Annotated in this window: 12 protein-coding genes; 11 read left to right on the top strand and 1 reads right to left on the bottom strand. The window is 40.6% G+C overall.

The window, feature by feature from the left end; all coding sequences use genetic code 11:
* Nucleotides 1–79: 79 nt before the first annotated feature.
* Genes CH365_RS17645 through CH365_RS17630 form a run of 4 tightly spaced genes read left to right on the top strand, consistent with a single transcriptional unit; the run spans nucleotide 80 to nucleotide 6,272 of the window.
* Nucleotides 80–904, top strand: a complete 825-nt coding sequence (locus tag CH365_RS17645; RefSeq protein WP_100769863.1) for a CheR family methyltransferase — start codon at nucleotides 80–82, stop codon at nucleotides 902–904.
* A gap of 20 nt (nucleotides 905–924) precedes the next feature.
* A complete protein-coding gene (locus CH365_RS17640; protein WP_100769862.1) occupies nucleotides 925–1,494 on the top strand; it encodes a chemotaxis protein CheB in 570 nt (189 codons plus the stop codon).
* Between the two features lie 16 nt (nucleotides 1,495–1,510).
* Complete coding sequence (locus CH365_RS17635) at nucleotides 1,511–5,140, top strand: response regulator (RefSeq protein WP_100769965.1); 3,630 nt, start codon at nucleotides 1,511–1,513, stop codon at nucleotides 5,138–5,140.
* Between the two features lie 4 nt (nucleotides 5,141–5,144).
* A complete protein-coding gene (locus CH365_RS17630) occupies nucleotides 5,145–6,272 on the top strand; it encodes a sensor histidine kinase (protein WP_100769861.1) in 1,128 nt (375 codons plus the stop codon).
* Here the strand turns inward: CH365_RS17630 and soxR are convergent.
* On the bottom strand, nucleotides 6,269–6,727 hold the full coding sequence (gene soxR, locus CH365_RS17625; RefSeq protein WP_100769860.1) for a redox-sensitive transcriptional activator SoxR: 459 nt from the start codon (nucleotides 6,725–6,727) through the stop codon (nucleotides 6,269–6,271). The two genes, CH365_RS17630 and soxR, sit on opposite strands and share 4 nt — an antisense overlap.
* Nucleotides 6,728–6,913: 186 nt before the next feature.
* Here soxR and CH365_RS17620 point away from each other — a divergent pair, with 186 nt between their 5' ends.
* The 7 genes from CH365_RS17620 to CH365_RS17590 all read left to right on the top strand — a co-directional run.
* Nucleotides 6,914–7,510 carry an NADPH-dependent FMN reductase gene (locus CH365_RS17620; RefSeq protein ID WP_100769859.1) on the top strand — a complete coding sequence of 199 codons (597 nt, stop codon included), beginning with the start codon at nucleotides 6,914–6,916 and terminating at the stop codon, nucleotides 7,508–7,510.
* Nucleotides 7,511–7,524: 14 nt separating this feature from the next.
* Nucleotides 7,525–8,784 (top strand): MFS transporter, encoded by a 1,260-nt coding sequence (locus CH365_RS17615; protein ID WP_100769858.1) that lies wholly within the window; start codon nucleotides 7,525–7,527, stop codon nucleotides 8,782–8,784.
* Nucleotides 8,785–8,886: 102 nt separating this feature from the next.
* The gene (locus CH365_RS17610; RefSeq protein ID WP_100769857.1) at nucleotides 8,887–9,279 is read left to right on the top strand and encodes an OsmC family protein; all 393 of its coding nucleotides are present in this window, start codon (nucleotides 8,887–8,889) and stop codon (nucleotides 9,277–9,279) included.
* 92 nt (nucleotides 9,280–9,371) lie between these two features.
* A complete protein-coding gene (locus tag CH365_RS17605; protein WP_100769856.1) occupies nucleotides 9,372–10,520 on the top strand; it encodes a hypothetical protein in 1,149 nt (382 codons plus the stop codon).
* A 123-nt stretch (nucleotides 10,521–10,643) separates the two neighbouring features.
* Nucleotides 10,644–11,999, top strand: coding sequence for a GAF domain-containing sensor histidine kinase (locus CH365_RS17600; RefSeq protein WP_100769855.1), 1,356 nt, complete (start codon nucleotides 10,644–10,646; stop codon nucleotides 11,997–11,999).
* Nucleotides 11,996–12,628: a response regulator gene (locus tag CH365_RS17595; RefSeq protein ID WP_100769854.1), complete on the top strand. Its 633-nt coding sequence runs from the start codon at nucleotides 11,996–11,998 to the stop codon at nucleotides 12,626–12,628. The genes CH365_RS17600 and CH365_RS17595 overlap by 4 nt, the downstream gene beginning before the upstream one ends.
* 195 nt (nucleotides 12,629–12,823) lie before the next feature.
* The coding region (locus tag CH365_RS17590; RefSeq protein WP_165782626.1) for a HAMP domain-containing protein at nucleotides 12,824–14,836 on the top strand (2,013 nt) is incomplete at its 3' end.

The following is a 14,836-nucleotide window of genomic DNA, read 5'->3' as shown; positions in this document are numbered from 1 at the left end:
AATAGTTGATTTAAGTTTCCTAAAAACCGTAGAATATCCCCTCGGTTTGGCCCAGGGAAGTTTTAGAAAAAGTTAAACTATGGCAGCTAAGGATAGTACCGAGATAGAGATCGATTTATTATTAGAGGCCATCTATCAGAAATACGGGTACGATTTTAGGCAATATTCGGACGCTCATATAAAGCGTAGGATCACGAATCGGATGGTATTATCCGGATGTAATACGGTTTCGGAAATGCAGTTTCAACTTCTACATAACAAAAGTTTTGCAAACGATCTATTACATGATCTGTCTATCACGGTTACGGAAATGTTCCGAGATCCTGGTTTTTATAGATCGGTTCGTGAAAAGATCATTCCAATCTTAAAAACATATCCATTCATAAAGGTCTGGCATGCAGGATGTTCCACAGGAGAAGAGGCCTACTCTATGGCAATTCTTCTAACGGAAGAAGGCCTTATGGAAAGAACAACCATTTACGCAACCGATTTCAACCAACGGGCCCTCGACGATGCAAAACAAGGTATATTTTCGAATAATTTAATAAAGGAATATACTACAAATTACCAAGCTGCGGGGGGAAGGTCCGCTTTTTCGGATTATTATATCGCCGATGAGAATATGGCCATCATGAACCAAAATCTAAAAAAGAATATAGTCTGGGCGAATCATAATCTCGTGACGGATAGCGTATTTGCGGAGGTTCATATGATATTGTGCAGGAATGTACTTATCTATTTCAAAAGAGAACTTCAGAACAAGGTGCATAAGATGTTTTACGAAAGTTTAATTAAGGGAGGTGTTCTTTGTTTGGGCTCTAAGGAAGGGATGTATTTTAGCGAATTGAAAGATGCATACCAAGATTTGGATTCAAGGCAGAAAGTATTTAAGAAGAAATATTAAGTATTTATAAATTGATGTAGATGGGATACGGGGCGATTGTGATAGGGGTTTCTTCGGGCGGCCTGAACGCTCTTATGAAGATATTACCTTCTTTGCCTGAAAATTATCCCCTTCCAATTGTGGTTGTACAACACGTGAGCCCTCGTTCGGACGGATATTGGATCGAAAGTATGAACAGGACCTGCGGGTTGAATGTAAAAGAAGCAGACGAAAAAGAAAAAATAGAACGAGGGAATATTTATATGGCTCCTGCGAATTACCATCTATTGATGGAAAAAGACAAAACATTCTCTTTAAGCACAGAGGCAAAAGTAAATTTTGCAAGGCCGTCGATTGATGTACTTTTTGAATCTGCAGCGGAGGCCTATAGAGACGAGTTGATCGGAATTATTTTAACAGGCTCCAATTCGGACGGAGCCCTCGGACTTAGAAAAATAAAGGAAGAAGGTGGACTGACTATCGTACAAGACCCTGAAACCGCAGAATCTCCTTCTATGCCTGCATATGCAATCTCTACTTCTTCTGTGGATCATATTCTTCCTTTAGAAGAGATGGCGAATTTTTTAAAAACATTAGGTGAGAGTGATTGAAGTGGATTTGAAAAAGATGACGATCCGAACCAAACTATTTATAGGCTTTTCTCTGCTGCTTTCTATATTCGTAGGTACATCCATATTTGTGATAGATAAACTTTCTGAATCGAATATGAGATTGCAAAGGATTGTGGATGGCTCTGCCAAAAGAGTGAATCTATCCAACGAGATCATGATCGCTTTATTGGATTCTACTCGTCACGAAAAAAATGTCATCATCGAAAGACGTACGGAACAGATGCTTTATTTTAGGGATCGTTTTCTGAAAGCCGCTGATACCGTGGACGACAAAATGTTACAATTAAACGAGCTCTCCGATGCAGAGGGAAAGGTTTTGTTGGAAGAATTCAAAACTTCCTGGAAACAATTGCGAAAATACCAGGATGAGATTGTAACTCTTGCGTTAAAGAATGTTAATGATCAGGCATTTGCGATATCTGCAGGGCCCGCATTGATAGTAAGAGATACTGCTATGAAACAATTCGCCAGGATTGTGGAGCGGAACGAAAAACTAATGGAGTTTGAGAAAAAGAAGAATATTGGGGATTTCGAATATACCTTCTCCTTTTTGGTATTTTTAGTCATTTCGTGTGTAGTGATCGTGATTGCTGTGTCTTTCTGGATTGTAAGGAGTATAACAGATAGGATCTACTTTATCGCAAACGAGGCGGAAAAAATCGCAAGCAGAGAATTTTCTGACCAAATATTGGAAGATTCTAATGAAGACGAATTAAGGCTGATTTTCGATTCTTTGGTGAATATTAACGAAAGTTTCAAAGAAGTAGCGCATAATGCAAATACCGTAGCATCCGGTGATTATAATGTGGTTTTTCGGCCGAAATCCGAAAAGGATTCCCTTGGGCTCTCGTTACTAAAGATGACTCAATCCCTTCGTTCCACTACATCCGAAAATGAAAAACATATTTGGTTGACCCAAGGCCAGAATCGATTGAACGAAGGGTTAAGAGGGGACCAGACAATTGAGGGCCTTGCCCAAAGTATAGTGAACTTCTTTGGAGAATATTTGAGAGCTCAAATAGGGGCCATTTATCTTTCCGATGAAAAAGACAAGTCGCTGAAATTGACCGGCGAATATGCGTTTACCGGAGGAAAACTGGCGGATTATTTTTCCTTAAAGGAAGGTCTGGTAGGACAAGTCGCTTCCCAACAAAAAGAAATGTTGGTTACCGATGTACATGAGGATCATATTAAGATCCAATCCTCCTTTTTAAATACTAAACCCACCGATCTGTTCCTGATTCCATTTCTATTCGAAGGCCAAACACTCGGAGTGATCGAGATCGGAAAACTTTCTAAGTTTACCGGGACCGAGTTGGAGTTCTTAAGATCCTGTATGGAGAATGTGGGGATCAGTCTTAACTCTGCAATTTCCAGGAAAAAGATCCAAACATTATTGGAAGAGACACAGGTGCAGAGCGAAGAACTGCAATCCCAGCAGGAAGAACTAAAACAAATGAACGAGGAACTGGAGGAACAGACCCAGATCTTAAAACAGCAACAAGAAGAACTTAGGATCACAAACGAAGAGTTGGAAGAACAGACCCAGGCTTTGGAAATTAAAAATAAAGAAGTAGAGAATGCAAGATTAGATATAGAACAAAAAAGTAAACAATTGGAGATCAGCAGCAAATACAAATCCGAATTTTTGGCCAATATGTCTCACGAACTTCGGACTCCATTGAATAGTCTTTTGATTCTGTCCAAGGATCTTTCGGAAAACAATAAAAAGAACCTGAGTTCCGATCAGGTGGAAAGTGCGAATATTATTTATAAAAGTGGTCAGGATTTATTAGTCCTTATCAATGAAGTATTAGATCTTTCTAAAATTGAATCCGGGAAAATGCAGGTTAATTTGGAAAAGGTCTCCGTCCGCAAATTCGTGGATTCCTTACTCAAAGATTTCAAACATCAGGCGGATAAAAAACAATTGAGTCTAATCGGTTTTGTATCCGAGGATTGCCCAGAGTATATTTCTACGGATTCTCTACGTTTGAATCAGATTCTCAAAAATTTACTGTCGAATGCATTAAAGTTTACCGAAAAAGGAAAAATCGCCTTGGAAGTCCGGCCGGATGGATATCAGAAAATTATAATATCCGTCTCTGACACTGGAATAGGTATCCCGGAAGAAAAACAGATGTCCATATTTGAAGCGTTTCAGCAGGCGGATGGAAGTACTTCTCGTAAATATGGAGGAACAGGCTTAGGTTTATCTATATCGAGAGAGTTGGCTAAAATTTTAGGAGGTTATATAGGCTTAGAAAGTAAGATCAATCAGGGGTCTACTTTTTCCCTTTCGATTCCAGTAGAGATAAAAAAGGAAAATGGAACTGTTCACTCCGAAGGAGAAGTTCCTTTGACTGAACAAAGACCATCTTCCGTTCCCAAAGAAGCTCGATTTATAGATTCACCGAGCGCGGAAGACGACAGGGAAATCATTTCAGAAAATGATAAAGTAGTTTTGATTATCGAAGATGATCTGAAATTTGCTTCGGTTCTGATCAAACAGGCGCATGATAAGGACTTTAAATGTTTATCGGCATCTACGGGGGAAGATGGGCTGATACTTGCGGAAAAACATCTGCCTAATGCCATTATTTTAGATTTGAATCTTCCAGGGATAAACGGTCATACCGTATTGAATGAACTTAAATCCAATCCAAAAGTGAGGCATATCCCAGTCCATGTAATCTCGGGTAACGAGTATTCCATCGATCCTATTAAAGAAGGTGCTGTGGAATATTTGGTGAAACCTGTAAATAAAAGAGAATTGGAAGAGGCATTTAACAGGATAGAGAACTTCATCAATCGAAAGATGAAAAATTTACTTATCATCGAGGACGACGATAATTCCAGGATTGCTATGAGAAAGCTGATCGGGAATGGGGACGTAAAATGTTTTGAGGCAAGCAATGGTAAAGACGCGATCAAGGCTTACCAAGAAAATTATTTCGATTGTATCGTTTTGGATATAGGACTTCCCGATATGAGCGGATTCGAACTCATCTACGAGTTGGAAAAAACGAAAGGCCAGGCAATGCCCCCTATTATCATCTATACGGGTAAAGAGCTGACCAGGGAAGAGAACGCAGAACTCCAAAAATATGCGGAGAGTATCATCATCAAAGGTGTAAAATCGGAAGAAAGATTATTGGATGAGACCGCACTTTTCCTTCATAGGACCATTAGCAAACTTCCGGAAGGAAAACAAAAGATCATAAATAATCTATATGATAAGGAAGCTATTTTCCAGAAAAAGAAAGTCCTCCTAGTAGATGATGATATGCGAAATGTATTCGCATTATCTAAAATTCTAAAAGATAGAGGAATGGAAGTTTTTAAGGCGGATAATGGAAAGACCGCCTTAAGTTCCTTGGATTCTCAACAGGAAATGGATATAGTTCTAATGGATATCATGATGCCAGAGATGGACGGATATGAGACCATGAGAAGGATAAGATCGGAAAAAAGATACGATCGTCTTCCAATCATCGCTCTCACTGCCAAGGCAATGAAAGACGATAGACAAAAATGTATAGATGCAGGTGCAAACGATTATATTTCCAAACCTGTAGACGTGGAAAGGTTACTTTCTTTGATGAGAGTATGGTTGAGTAGGTGAAACTATGAATACCAAGCCTAAAATATTAATCGTAGACGATCGACCGGAAAACCTGGTGGCCTTGGAAACAGTGTTAAAGGATCTAAATGTGGATCTGATCCGTGCATTGAGCGGTAATGAAGCATTAAAAGCCACCTTGCACCATGATTTTGCTTTGGCATTATTGGATATCCAAATGCCTGAAATGGATGGGTACGAACTCGCAAGTATCTTAAGAGAAGAGGAGAAGACCGCAAGGTTACCTTTTATTTTTATCTCTGCTGTATACACTGATAATCTGAACGTATTTAAAGGGTACGAAAAAGGAGCATTTAGCTTTATCACAAAACCTTTTGAGCCGCAGATACTCCGAAACAAGGTAAAATTTTTCGTAGATAAACATATGCAGGAGATATCTCTTCATGTACTAAATGAGGATCTTCAAAAGAAAAACGAAGAATTGGAAAATGCAAATAAGGAATTGGATGCATTCTGTTATTCGGTTTCTCATGACTTGAGAGGTCCGTTACGCGCAATCGAAGGTTTTGCTAAAATTTTGCAGGAAGATTACACAAAAGATCTGGACGATGAGGCGAAAAGAATCCTAGGAGTGATCGTTGGAAGTACAATGAAGATGGACAAACTGATAGATAGTCTACTTCTACTTTCCAGAATGGGTAAGAAGGAAATTACCAAAACCATAGTAAATGTTTCCGATCTTGTGCAGCATACATTATACGAATTGCAAGCAGATGCTCGAAATGGAAATCATAGGATCCATGTTGGCGAATTATTACCGGCTATGGGAGATTCTGAATTATTAACTCAAGTTTTTGTAAATCTGGTATCCAATGCGATCAAGTATTCTTCTAAAAAAGAAGAGCCCATTATTGAGATAGGATGCAAAGGATCGGAAGGAGAGAATACGTACTTCGTAAAAGATAACGGAGCGGGTTTTAATATGAAATACCAGGACAGACTTTTCGGAGTATTTCAAAGATTGCATGATAATAGAGATTTTGAAGGTGTAGGGATCGGACTTGCGATCGTTCAAAGGATCATTTTTAGACATGGAGGAAAAGTTTGGGCTGAAGGCGAAGTAGGCGAGGGGGCAACCTTCTTCTTTACACTTCCTCAGATCCAAGAAGTTTAAGTTTGTTTTTTAGGTTTGCCCATCCAACGTAAAGGTCCGCTTCCATATCTTCCTAGTTTGTCTTGTGGGTTGGCTAATTTACAAGTGAGAAGAGAAAGGCAGCCGCAACCTATACAAACGGAGAGTCCGTTTTTTAATCTGTGAAGTTCCGCTATCTTCTCCTCAATACGTAAACTCCATGTTTTGGAAAGTTTGGACCAGTCTTGCCCGTTAGGAGTATGATCTTCGGGAAGTTTTGCTATTTCAGCGGCAATCTCGTCCAGGGAGAGTCCCACTCTTTGGGCGAATACAACGAATGCGATCCTTCTTAAAACATGTCTGGGATATTGCCTATGACCCGAACCTGCTCTTACGGAGCGGATCAGTCCTCTTTCTTCATAAAAACGTAATGCAGAGGAGGCTACTCCGCTTCTTTTGGAGACCTGTCCTATACTTAAAAATTCATCCTTATCCATAGTATTCCCTCGAATCTAAACTTTAAGTAAGCTTTAAGTTTAGATTCTATCTAAACTGGGATTTGAGCACAAACATTTTAGATTTTTTTTCCCGAAAAATTGCAAAAAAACCACTCCAGACTCTTTACTTCAAGTTCACTTTAACTTGTAGAATATGCTCACTGAAATGAAGAAGGGCGTTCTATAATGTTATTAGAAAAGATCAGTACCGGCGCAAGTCTGAGATTAGGAATTATATTAGCTAGTACCAGAAAAGGTAGATTCGGAGAAACAGTTGCAAAATGGTTCGAAGAGATCTCAAAACAAGATTACAGATTTGAAACGGATTTAATCGATCTTTCCGAATTTTCCCTACCTTGGGACATGTCAAAGGATATGGACTCGGATCTTCCCATATTCTCGGATAGAATTGCGGAAGCGGATGCTTTCGTAGTAATTACACCGGAGTATAACCATGGATATCCTGCTTATTTAAAGTTGGCAATTGACTCACTTCATGAAGAATGGAATGCGAAGCCTCTTGGATTTGTTTCCTATGGAGGAAGTTCCGGCGGTTTAAGAGCGGTGGAGCAACTTCGCAACGTATTTGCGGAATTAAGGATGACCACCATTCGAGACTGTGTTAGTTTTCATTGGGCTCATGCCAGGTTCCATAACGGAAGACCCACGGAGGAATTTCGTTACGCTTCTTCGGCTGAGAAATTATTAAATGAATTGTATTGGTGGGGAAACGTTTTGAAACAAGCTAGAATGAATTTCCCACGATCCGTTCTGAGGTCCTAGTTTAAGGAATAAATATGAAATTTACGTTTAGTAAATACCAAATCTTTGTAGTCGCCTTATTGGCATTTATCCAATTCACAGTGGTGCTTGATTTTATGATCTTATCTCCGTTAGGAGTTCAGGTCATGGATCAGCTGAAAATTTCCACAACCAAATTCGGTCTGGTAGTTTCCGCTTATGCTTTCAGCGCTGGGATTTCCGGGATTTTAGCCGCTGGTTTTGCGGACAGATTCGATCGTAAAAAGATGCTACTATTCTTTTATAGTGGTTTCGTTTTTGGGACGGTTCTGTGTGGAATCGCACCAAATTACGAATTTCTACTATTTGCAAGGATAGTCACCGGAATTTTCGGTGGTGTAATCGCTTCTATCAGCTTTGCTATCATTGCAGATCTATTTCCTATGGAAGCCAGAGGACGAGTGATGGGACTCGTGATGACAGCATTTGCTGCTAGCCAAGTTTTTGGTCTTCCGATCGGGGTGTTTTTCTCCAATCTTTGGGGATGGCAGTCGCCCTTTTGGATGATCGCTATTATTAGTGGTCTAGTAGGAATTGCGGCCACTTTTAAATTGCAACCTATCGTTTCTCACCTGAGCGAAAAAACGGAGAATAAGGCGATCAAACATTTGGTTACAACCGCTGGAAATTCGAATTATCTTCCCGGATTTTTGGCGACCATGCTTCTTGCAACCGGAGGATATATGCTTATGCCTTTCGGTTCTGCATTCAGTGTTCATAATTTAGGAATTACTTTAGAAGATCTTCCTTTAGTGTATTTTGTGACCGGAGTTGTAAGTATGGCTGCAGGTCCTTTGATAGGAAGAGCAGCGGACAAATTCGGAAAATATCCCGTGTTCCTTATTTCTTCTTTAATCGCTTGCGGGATACTTTTCTACTACACTGCAATGGGGATTACTCCCCTTTGGTTTGTAATATTGATCAACTCTGCGTTATTCGTGGTGATTACAGGTAGAGTGATTTCGGCTCAAGCATTAAATTCTGCGATGCCTGAGCTTAGAGATAGAGGGGCTTATATGGCGATCAGTTCTTCTCTGCAGCAATTATCCGGTGGGATTGCTTCTTACGCGGCTGGATTAATCGTGGTCCAAACCCCAAGCGGCTATATCCAAGGTTATCCCAATCTGGGTTATGTTGTGATTGTGGCCATTTTGATCACTGTTGCGATCATGTATAAGGTGAACGAATACGTTTCTTCTAAACACCCAGCCCCAGTTAAAGGTGAATCGGAAGTGGTACTTCCTACCGAGGCTTAATGGATCTATTTTTCAGGGAAGAAGGCTGACTCTTCTTCCTTGAAATTCCAAAGTCCGATTTAAGATTGCATTTAAAAGTGGATTTCTCATTCTTCTTATCTTATGAGCGATCTAGAAGTTACGGTACTCAGCACTCCAGAAAATTACAAAACAATCCTTCGTAGTAAAAACCACGAGTTAATCGCGGACGAATCCAAAGAAGATGGTGGAGGGGACCTGGGACCTTCTCCTCATGAATTCCTTCTTCTTTCCTTGGGGGCTTGCACTGACATTACAGTCAGAATGTATGCCCAAAGAAAAAAAATGGATCTGAAGCAAGTGATCGTGGAACTAAATCTCACTAAGTGGACGGATCATACAGAGATCCAAAGGATCGTAAAACTGGAAGGTAATTTGAGCGAACAGGAAAGAGAGAGACTTCTACAGGTTGCGAACGCTTGCCCTGTTCATAAAACCCTAACTCATCCGATTCAGATCGAAACCAAACTGGGCTAAAATAAAAATTTTCCAAGCTTTCCTTTAGGTTCTTTTGGAAACGGAAAGCCGGAAAACGAGGTCCAATAAGTCGAAAAGATCCTTTCGATCCTATGAAATTCAAATTCCTTCCTATTAATCCCTTTTTCTTTTTTCTATCCTTTGCATTTTTAATTTCCTGCCTTTCTTCCGTAAAAGACTCCAGGGACGAGTTTGTATATGTACAAAACATTCAGGGCAAAAATGAAGAAGAATTAGAATTAAATGCAAAACGAAAAATTTTGGAGAATGGCCTGGGAGAATTAATCCAAGGATCAACCCAAGTCATCAGCGGCAAATTGAAGGATAGTATCATAAATTCCTCCGTAGAAGGCTTTGTATTAGAATATTCTAAAATTGGTCCAACTCGTAAATTAGCGACCGGGCTCTTGGAAATCGATGCCAAAGGTAAAGTGAACCAAAAGGCGATTCAGGACGCTTTGAAAGAAAGATATAAGGATATAGGAAAGCCCAAGTTTTTAGTATTCATAGAAGAAAGAATATTAGGAAAACAAAATATAAAGGAGAAGATCGGGATCACTGAGAATGAGATCGTAAGGATTTTCTCGGATTTTGACTTTTTAGATAAAAAACAATTCTACCGTGTTCTTTTTAAAGAAGGGAAGAAGGATTCGGCGGCTTTTTCTGAACATTCTTTTGAAGACAAAATATTATCTTTGGCTAGCGAATCCGAGGCTCAGATTTTACTCGTGGGTCAAACAGAGGTCACTGATCTAGGAAGAATAGAAGATACAGGACTTCATTCTTACCAATCCGTTCTTAGATTCAAAATTTTTGATGTAAATACTGCAAGGATCATCGCCGCGGATAATTCTTCCGGAGTTTCCCCTCATATCAATCCGAACACCGGCATCCAAGAGTCTATCAAAAGATCGGTGGAAAAAGCTTATCCTAAAATTAAAGAACAGATCTCTAATAAATGGAAACCTGGAAACCTGATCCGGATCAAAATAGACGGACTAGGTTACGATGATTACTTGGATAAAGATGTACAAGGGATTATACGGACTATACAAGGAGTGAATCGAGTAAGCGAAACCTCCGGTGGGGATCCGAATAACGGGATCGTTTTAGAAGTAGAAGCGTTATATAACGGAGGAACCCTGTATCAGAAGCTCAGGGAGAGAAAGGAAGATTTAGGTATAGAGTTTTCGGGGAAACAGGTAAAACCTTCTTATATCCATTTATTCTTTAAAAAATAGGAATATTCTCTCTTATTTTATATCACTACCTCTTTCGATCTAATTCATTACTATTTTCCTTTTCTTCATTGTTAGGTGAAAAAACAGATTGAAAGATAAAAATTTTAATCGGATAATCGCGGGGTGCAAGGCTTTTCGAATATCGACCAAGAGCCGAGTTACGGTTCCTTCTCCGAACCTCTCCCTCATGAATTCGAAGGATTTTCCAAAGAAGATCCTGTCGATATATCTAATCCAGAAGATCAAAACACAAAAGACGAACTCTTAAAAAAGATCTCGGTTCTAAATCTTTTACAACAGGTAGCTACTGCCGCAAATGAAGCAAATGATGTGGAATCGGTGCTGCAATTTTCGGTAGATCGAATCTGCGCGATCGCGGATTGGAAACTTGGTCTTGTATGTTTAGTGTTAGAGGATTCAGAAAGACCGGAATATTCTTCCATCTCCTTTTCCAGAGAAGAGAAGTCCCTAAAAGAATTTAGAAATTTATTAAGGACCAGATCTAAAAAGGAAGAATCTATTCTTTCCGAAAGAGTAAGAAGCGGCAGAAAACCAATACTACTCGAAAACTTTCCTTCTTATCTAAAAGGAGAAATGAAAACACTTTCTCTTAAGTCTGGGATCGAAGCTGCAATTGGAATTCCTATTTTAGTAAAAGAAAATTTAGTCGGCGTTTTAGAATTTTACTCCGGAAATAAATCCACCGATCCTTCTTTTTTCGAAGCGGTTTCCCATATCAGTTCTCAGATAGGAAGAGTTTTTGAAAGAAGGGATTCCGAAAATCACTTAAAAACCTCGGGAGAACAATTAAGAGCTTTGTCTGCCAGACTACAAGAGGTGAGGGAAGAAGAAAGGCTCTTGATCGCTAGGGAAATTCACGACGAACTAGGACAATTATTAACAGTTCTTAAAATCGATCTTACATTATTAAAAAATAATTTTCAAAAATCGAAAAGTTCTGATTCCGTGGTGTCCGAACTTCTGTCCATGATCAAGGTGGCTGACTCGGGAATCGAATCGGTGCAAAGAATCGCCACAGAGCTCAGGCCTTTAATTTTAGAGGATTTGGGGCTATTGGAGGGGATAGAATGGTACGCTAAAGATTTCGAAAAAAGGACAGGAATTCGCTGCGAAATCCGGATCCCAGTAGGAATTCTTTCTTTGGAAAAAGATGCGTCCATTGCATTATTCCGAATTTTCCAGGAAGCACTGACTAACGCAGCCAGGCATTCTAAGGCGAGTTCTATTCAAATTACCTGTTTGGAAGAAGGTCAATTTCTAATCTTAAAAATCCAGGACAACGGGATTGGAATAGATCCTAAAAAGATGAACCAATCTAAGTCTCTCGGGCTTATTGGAATGCGAGAAAGGGCGGTTGTCTTGGGCGGCGAAGTTTCTATCTCAGGTGGATCCGAGAAAGGCACTAGCGTTATCGTAAAAATACCAGTTTCAAATCGAAATAAGGAGGAGTTCCTATGATTTCCACATTGATCGCTGATGATCATTTATTGATCCGAGAAGGTTTAAGAAAGATCTTATCGGAAGAGGAAGATATAGAGATCGTATATGAGGCGGAAAATGGCCAACAGGTTTTGGATTATCTTGCAAGTCAATCCGTGCAAGTGTTGATCTTAGACATCAATATGCCAATGATGAGTGGTTTGGATATATTAAAATATGTTCATAAACTCTCTCCGGATACTAGGGTACTGATCCTAAGCATGTATCCGGAAGATAGATTTGCAGTCCGAGCTTTGAAGGCGGGTGCCTCCGGTTATATTACTAAGGCAAGCGCAGGAGATGAACTGATCTCCGCGGTTCGTAAAGTGATAGATGGTGCCAGATATATCAGTCCAGAAGCTACGGAGATGTTGGTAAGAGAACTTTCTAAACCTTCTGACAGACTTCCTCATGAAACTCTTTCCGAAAGAGAATTTCAGATACTTATGCTTCTCGTAAAAGGTAAGAACGTTCGATCCATTTCAGAAGATCTAGGTTTAAGCGTGAATACGGTAAACACATACAGAGCTAGGATCTTCGAGAAGATGAGTTTGAAATCCACACAAGAGCTAGTTCGTTACGCTTACGATCATAAACTTCTGGAATAAATTTCCAGGATTGGATATAACTCGTTTTTCTAATATTTATAGACCTCTGTCACATTTCTTGTGACAGAAAAATTCTTCGTTTAACTTAATCCTTACGATGTATTTATGAAATAATTATTGTTGTTATTCCCTGCTTTTTACGTCATCATTCTCCTTTGTGCACATTAACCTTTTATTATAGGTTTAGGTCCTACCATGAAGAATGCCCCGACATTAGATCCCAAACAAGAAAAAGATTCTATAAACCCGAAACAATTATTGGAAGTTCTCACTGCGTTTAAACGTGGGGACTTTTCTAAACGAATGCCTCTAGATCAAGTGGGGATTGCGGGTAAAATTTCAGACTTATTGAACGATATCATGGACCAGAACGATCGAATGGTCAAAGAGTTTGAAAGGATAAGTAACGAGGTAGGACAAGAGGGTAAAATTTCCCAAAGGGTGAGCGGTATTTCTTCTACAGGTTCTTGGGGAACTTGTATGAATTCCATCAATTCTCTGATCGGAAATTTGGTGCAGCCGAATACGGAAGTAATGAGGGTGATCGGTGCGGTCGCAGGCGGTGACCTTTCTCAAAACATGTCCTTGGAAATAGACGGAAGACCTCTTAAAGGAGAATTTTTTAGAACTGCTAAGATTGTAAACATCATGGTGGACCAGTTGAACTCTTTTGCTTCCGAGGTAACCCGGGTAGCAAAAGAAGTGGGAACAGAAGGTAAACTAGGTGGACAGGCAGATGTGCGAGGAGTTGCAGGAACTTGGAAGGACTTAACGGATAGTGTGAACTCAATGGCGTCTAACTTGACTGGCCAGGTGCGCGATATCGCAGAAGTCACAAAAGCTGTGGCAACAGGTGACTTATCCAAGAAAATCACAGTGGATGTTAAGGGAGAGATTCTCGAACTCAAAAACACAATCAACACGATGGTGGACCAGTTGAACTCTTTTGCTTCGGAGGTAACCCGGGTAGCAAAAGAAGTGGGAACAGAAGGTAAACTAGGTGGACAGGCAGATGTGCGAGGGGTTGCGGGAACTTGGAAGGACTTAACGGATAGTGTGAACTCGATGGCATCGAACCTAACCGGTCAGGTGCGTAATATTGCCGAAGTTACGACAGCAGTAGCACGAGGTGACTTATCTAAGAAGATCACAGTAGATGTTAAGGGAGAGATCCTCGAACTCAAAGAAACCATCAACACGATGGTGGACCAGTTGAACTCGTTTGCTTCGGAGGTAACCCGGGTAGCAAGAGAGGTGGGAACCGAAGGAGAGTTAGGTGGACAGGCGGACGTGCAAGGGGTTGCGGGAACTTGGAAAGACTTAACTGATAGTGTGAATTCGATGGCATCGAACCTAACCGGTCAGGTGCGTAATATTGCCGAAGTTACGACAGCAGTAGCACGAGGTGACTTATCTAAGAAGATCACAGTAGATGTTAAGGGAGAGATCCTCGAATTAAAAGATACCATCAACACGATGGTGGACCAGTTGAACTCATTTGCTTCTGAGGTAACCCGGGTAGCAAGAGAGGTGGGAACCGAAGGTAAACTGGGTGGACAAGCAGACGTGCAAGGGGTTGCCGGAACTTGGAAAGACTTAACAGATAGTGTGAACTCGATGGCATCCAACCTAACCGGTCAGGTGCGTAATATTGCCGAAGTTACGACAGCAGTGGCAACAGGTGACTTATCCAAGAAAATCACAGTGGATGTTAAGGGAGAGATCCTCGAATTAAAAGACACTATCAACACGATGGTGGACCAGTTGAACTCTTTTGCTTCTGAGGTAACCCGGGTTGCAAGAGAGGTTGGTACAGAAGGTAAACTGGGTGGACAGGCATATGTGCGAGGAGTTGCGGGAACCTGGAAAGACTTAACAGATAGTGTAAACTCGATGGCATCCAACCTAACCGGTCAGGTGCGTAATATTGCCGAAGTTACGACAGCAGTAGCTCGAGGTGACTTATCTAAGAAGATCACGGTAGACGTAAAGGGAGAGATCCTGGAGCTGAAAGTGACTATCAACACGATGGTGGTTCAGTTGAACTCATTCGCTTCCGAGGTAACCCGGGTAGCAAGAGAGGTGGGAACAGAAGGTAAACTAGGCGGGCAGGCAGATGTGCAAGGTGTTGCTGGAACCTGGAAAGACTTAACAGATAGTGTAAACTCGATGGCATCCAACCTAACCGGTCAGGTGCGTAATATTGCC

It is taken from the genome of Leptospira neocaledonica, assembly GCF_002812205.1.
Lineage (GTDB): Bacteria > Spirochaetota > Leptospiria > Leptospirales > Leptospiraceae > Leptospira_B > Leptospira_B neocaledonica.
The sequence above is the reverse complement of the archived record's forward strand: the minus strand, read 5'-3'. Positions and strand labels throughout refer to the sequence as shown.

Bases quoted from the DNA above. Each gene is read 5' to 3' on its own strand.
- CH365_RS17645 (WP_100769863.1), top strand. From the start codon at position 80: ATGGCAGCTAAGGATAGTACCGAGATAGAGATCGATTTATTATTAGAG.
- CH365_RS17640 (WP_100769862.1), top strand. From the start codon at position 925: ATGGGATACGGGGCGATTGTGATAGGGGTTTCTTCGGGCGGCCTGAAC.
- CH365_RS17635 (WP_100769965.1), top strand. From the start codon at position 1,511: ATGACGATCCGAACCAAACTATTTATAGGCTTTTCTCTGCTGCTTTCT.
- CH365_RS17630 (WP_100769861.1), top strand. From the start codon at position 5,145: ATGAATACCAAGCCTAAAATATTAATCGTAGACGATCGACCGGAAAAC.
- soxR (WP_100769860.1), bottom strand. From the start codon at position 6,727: ATGGATAAGGATGAATTTTTAAGTATAGGACAGGTCTCCAAAAGAAGC.
- CH365_RS17620 (WP_100769859.1), top strand. From the start codon at position 6,914: ATGTTATTAGAAAAGATCAGTACCGGCGCAAGTCTGAGATTAGGAATT.
- CH365_RS17615 (WP_100769858.1), top strand. From the start codon at position 7,525: ATGAAATTTACGTTTAGTAAATACCAAATCTTTGTAGTCGCCTTATTG.
- CH365_RS17610 (WP_100769857.1), top strand. From the start codon at position 8,887: ATGAGCGATCTAGAAGTTACGGTACTCAGCACTCCAGAAAATTACAAA.
- CH365_RS17605 (WP_100769856.1), top strand. From the start codon at position 9,372: ATGAAATTCAAATTCCTTCCTATTAATCCCTTTTTCTTTTTTCTATCC.
- CH365_RS17595 (WP_100769854.1), top strand. From the start codon at position 11,996: ATGATTTCCACATTGATCGCTGATGATCATTTATTGATCCGAGAAGGT.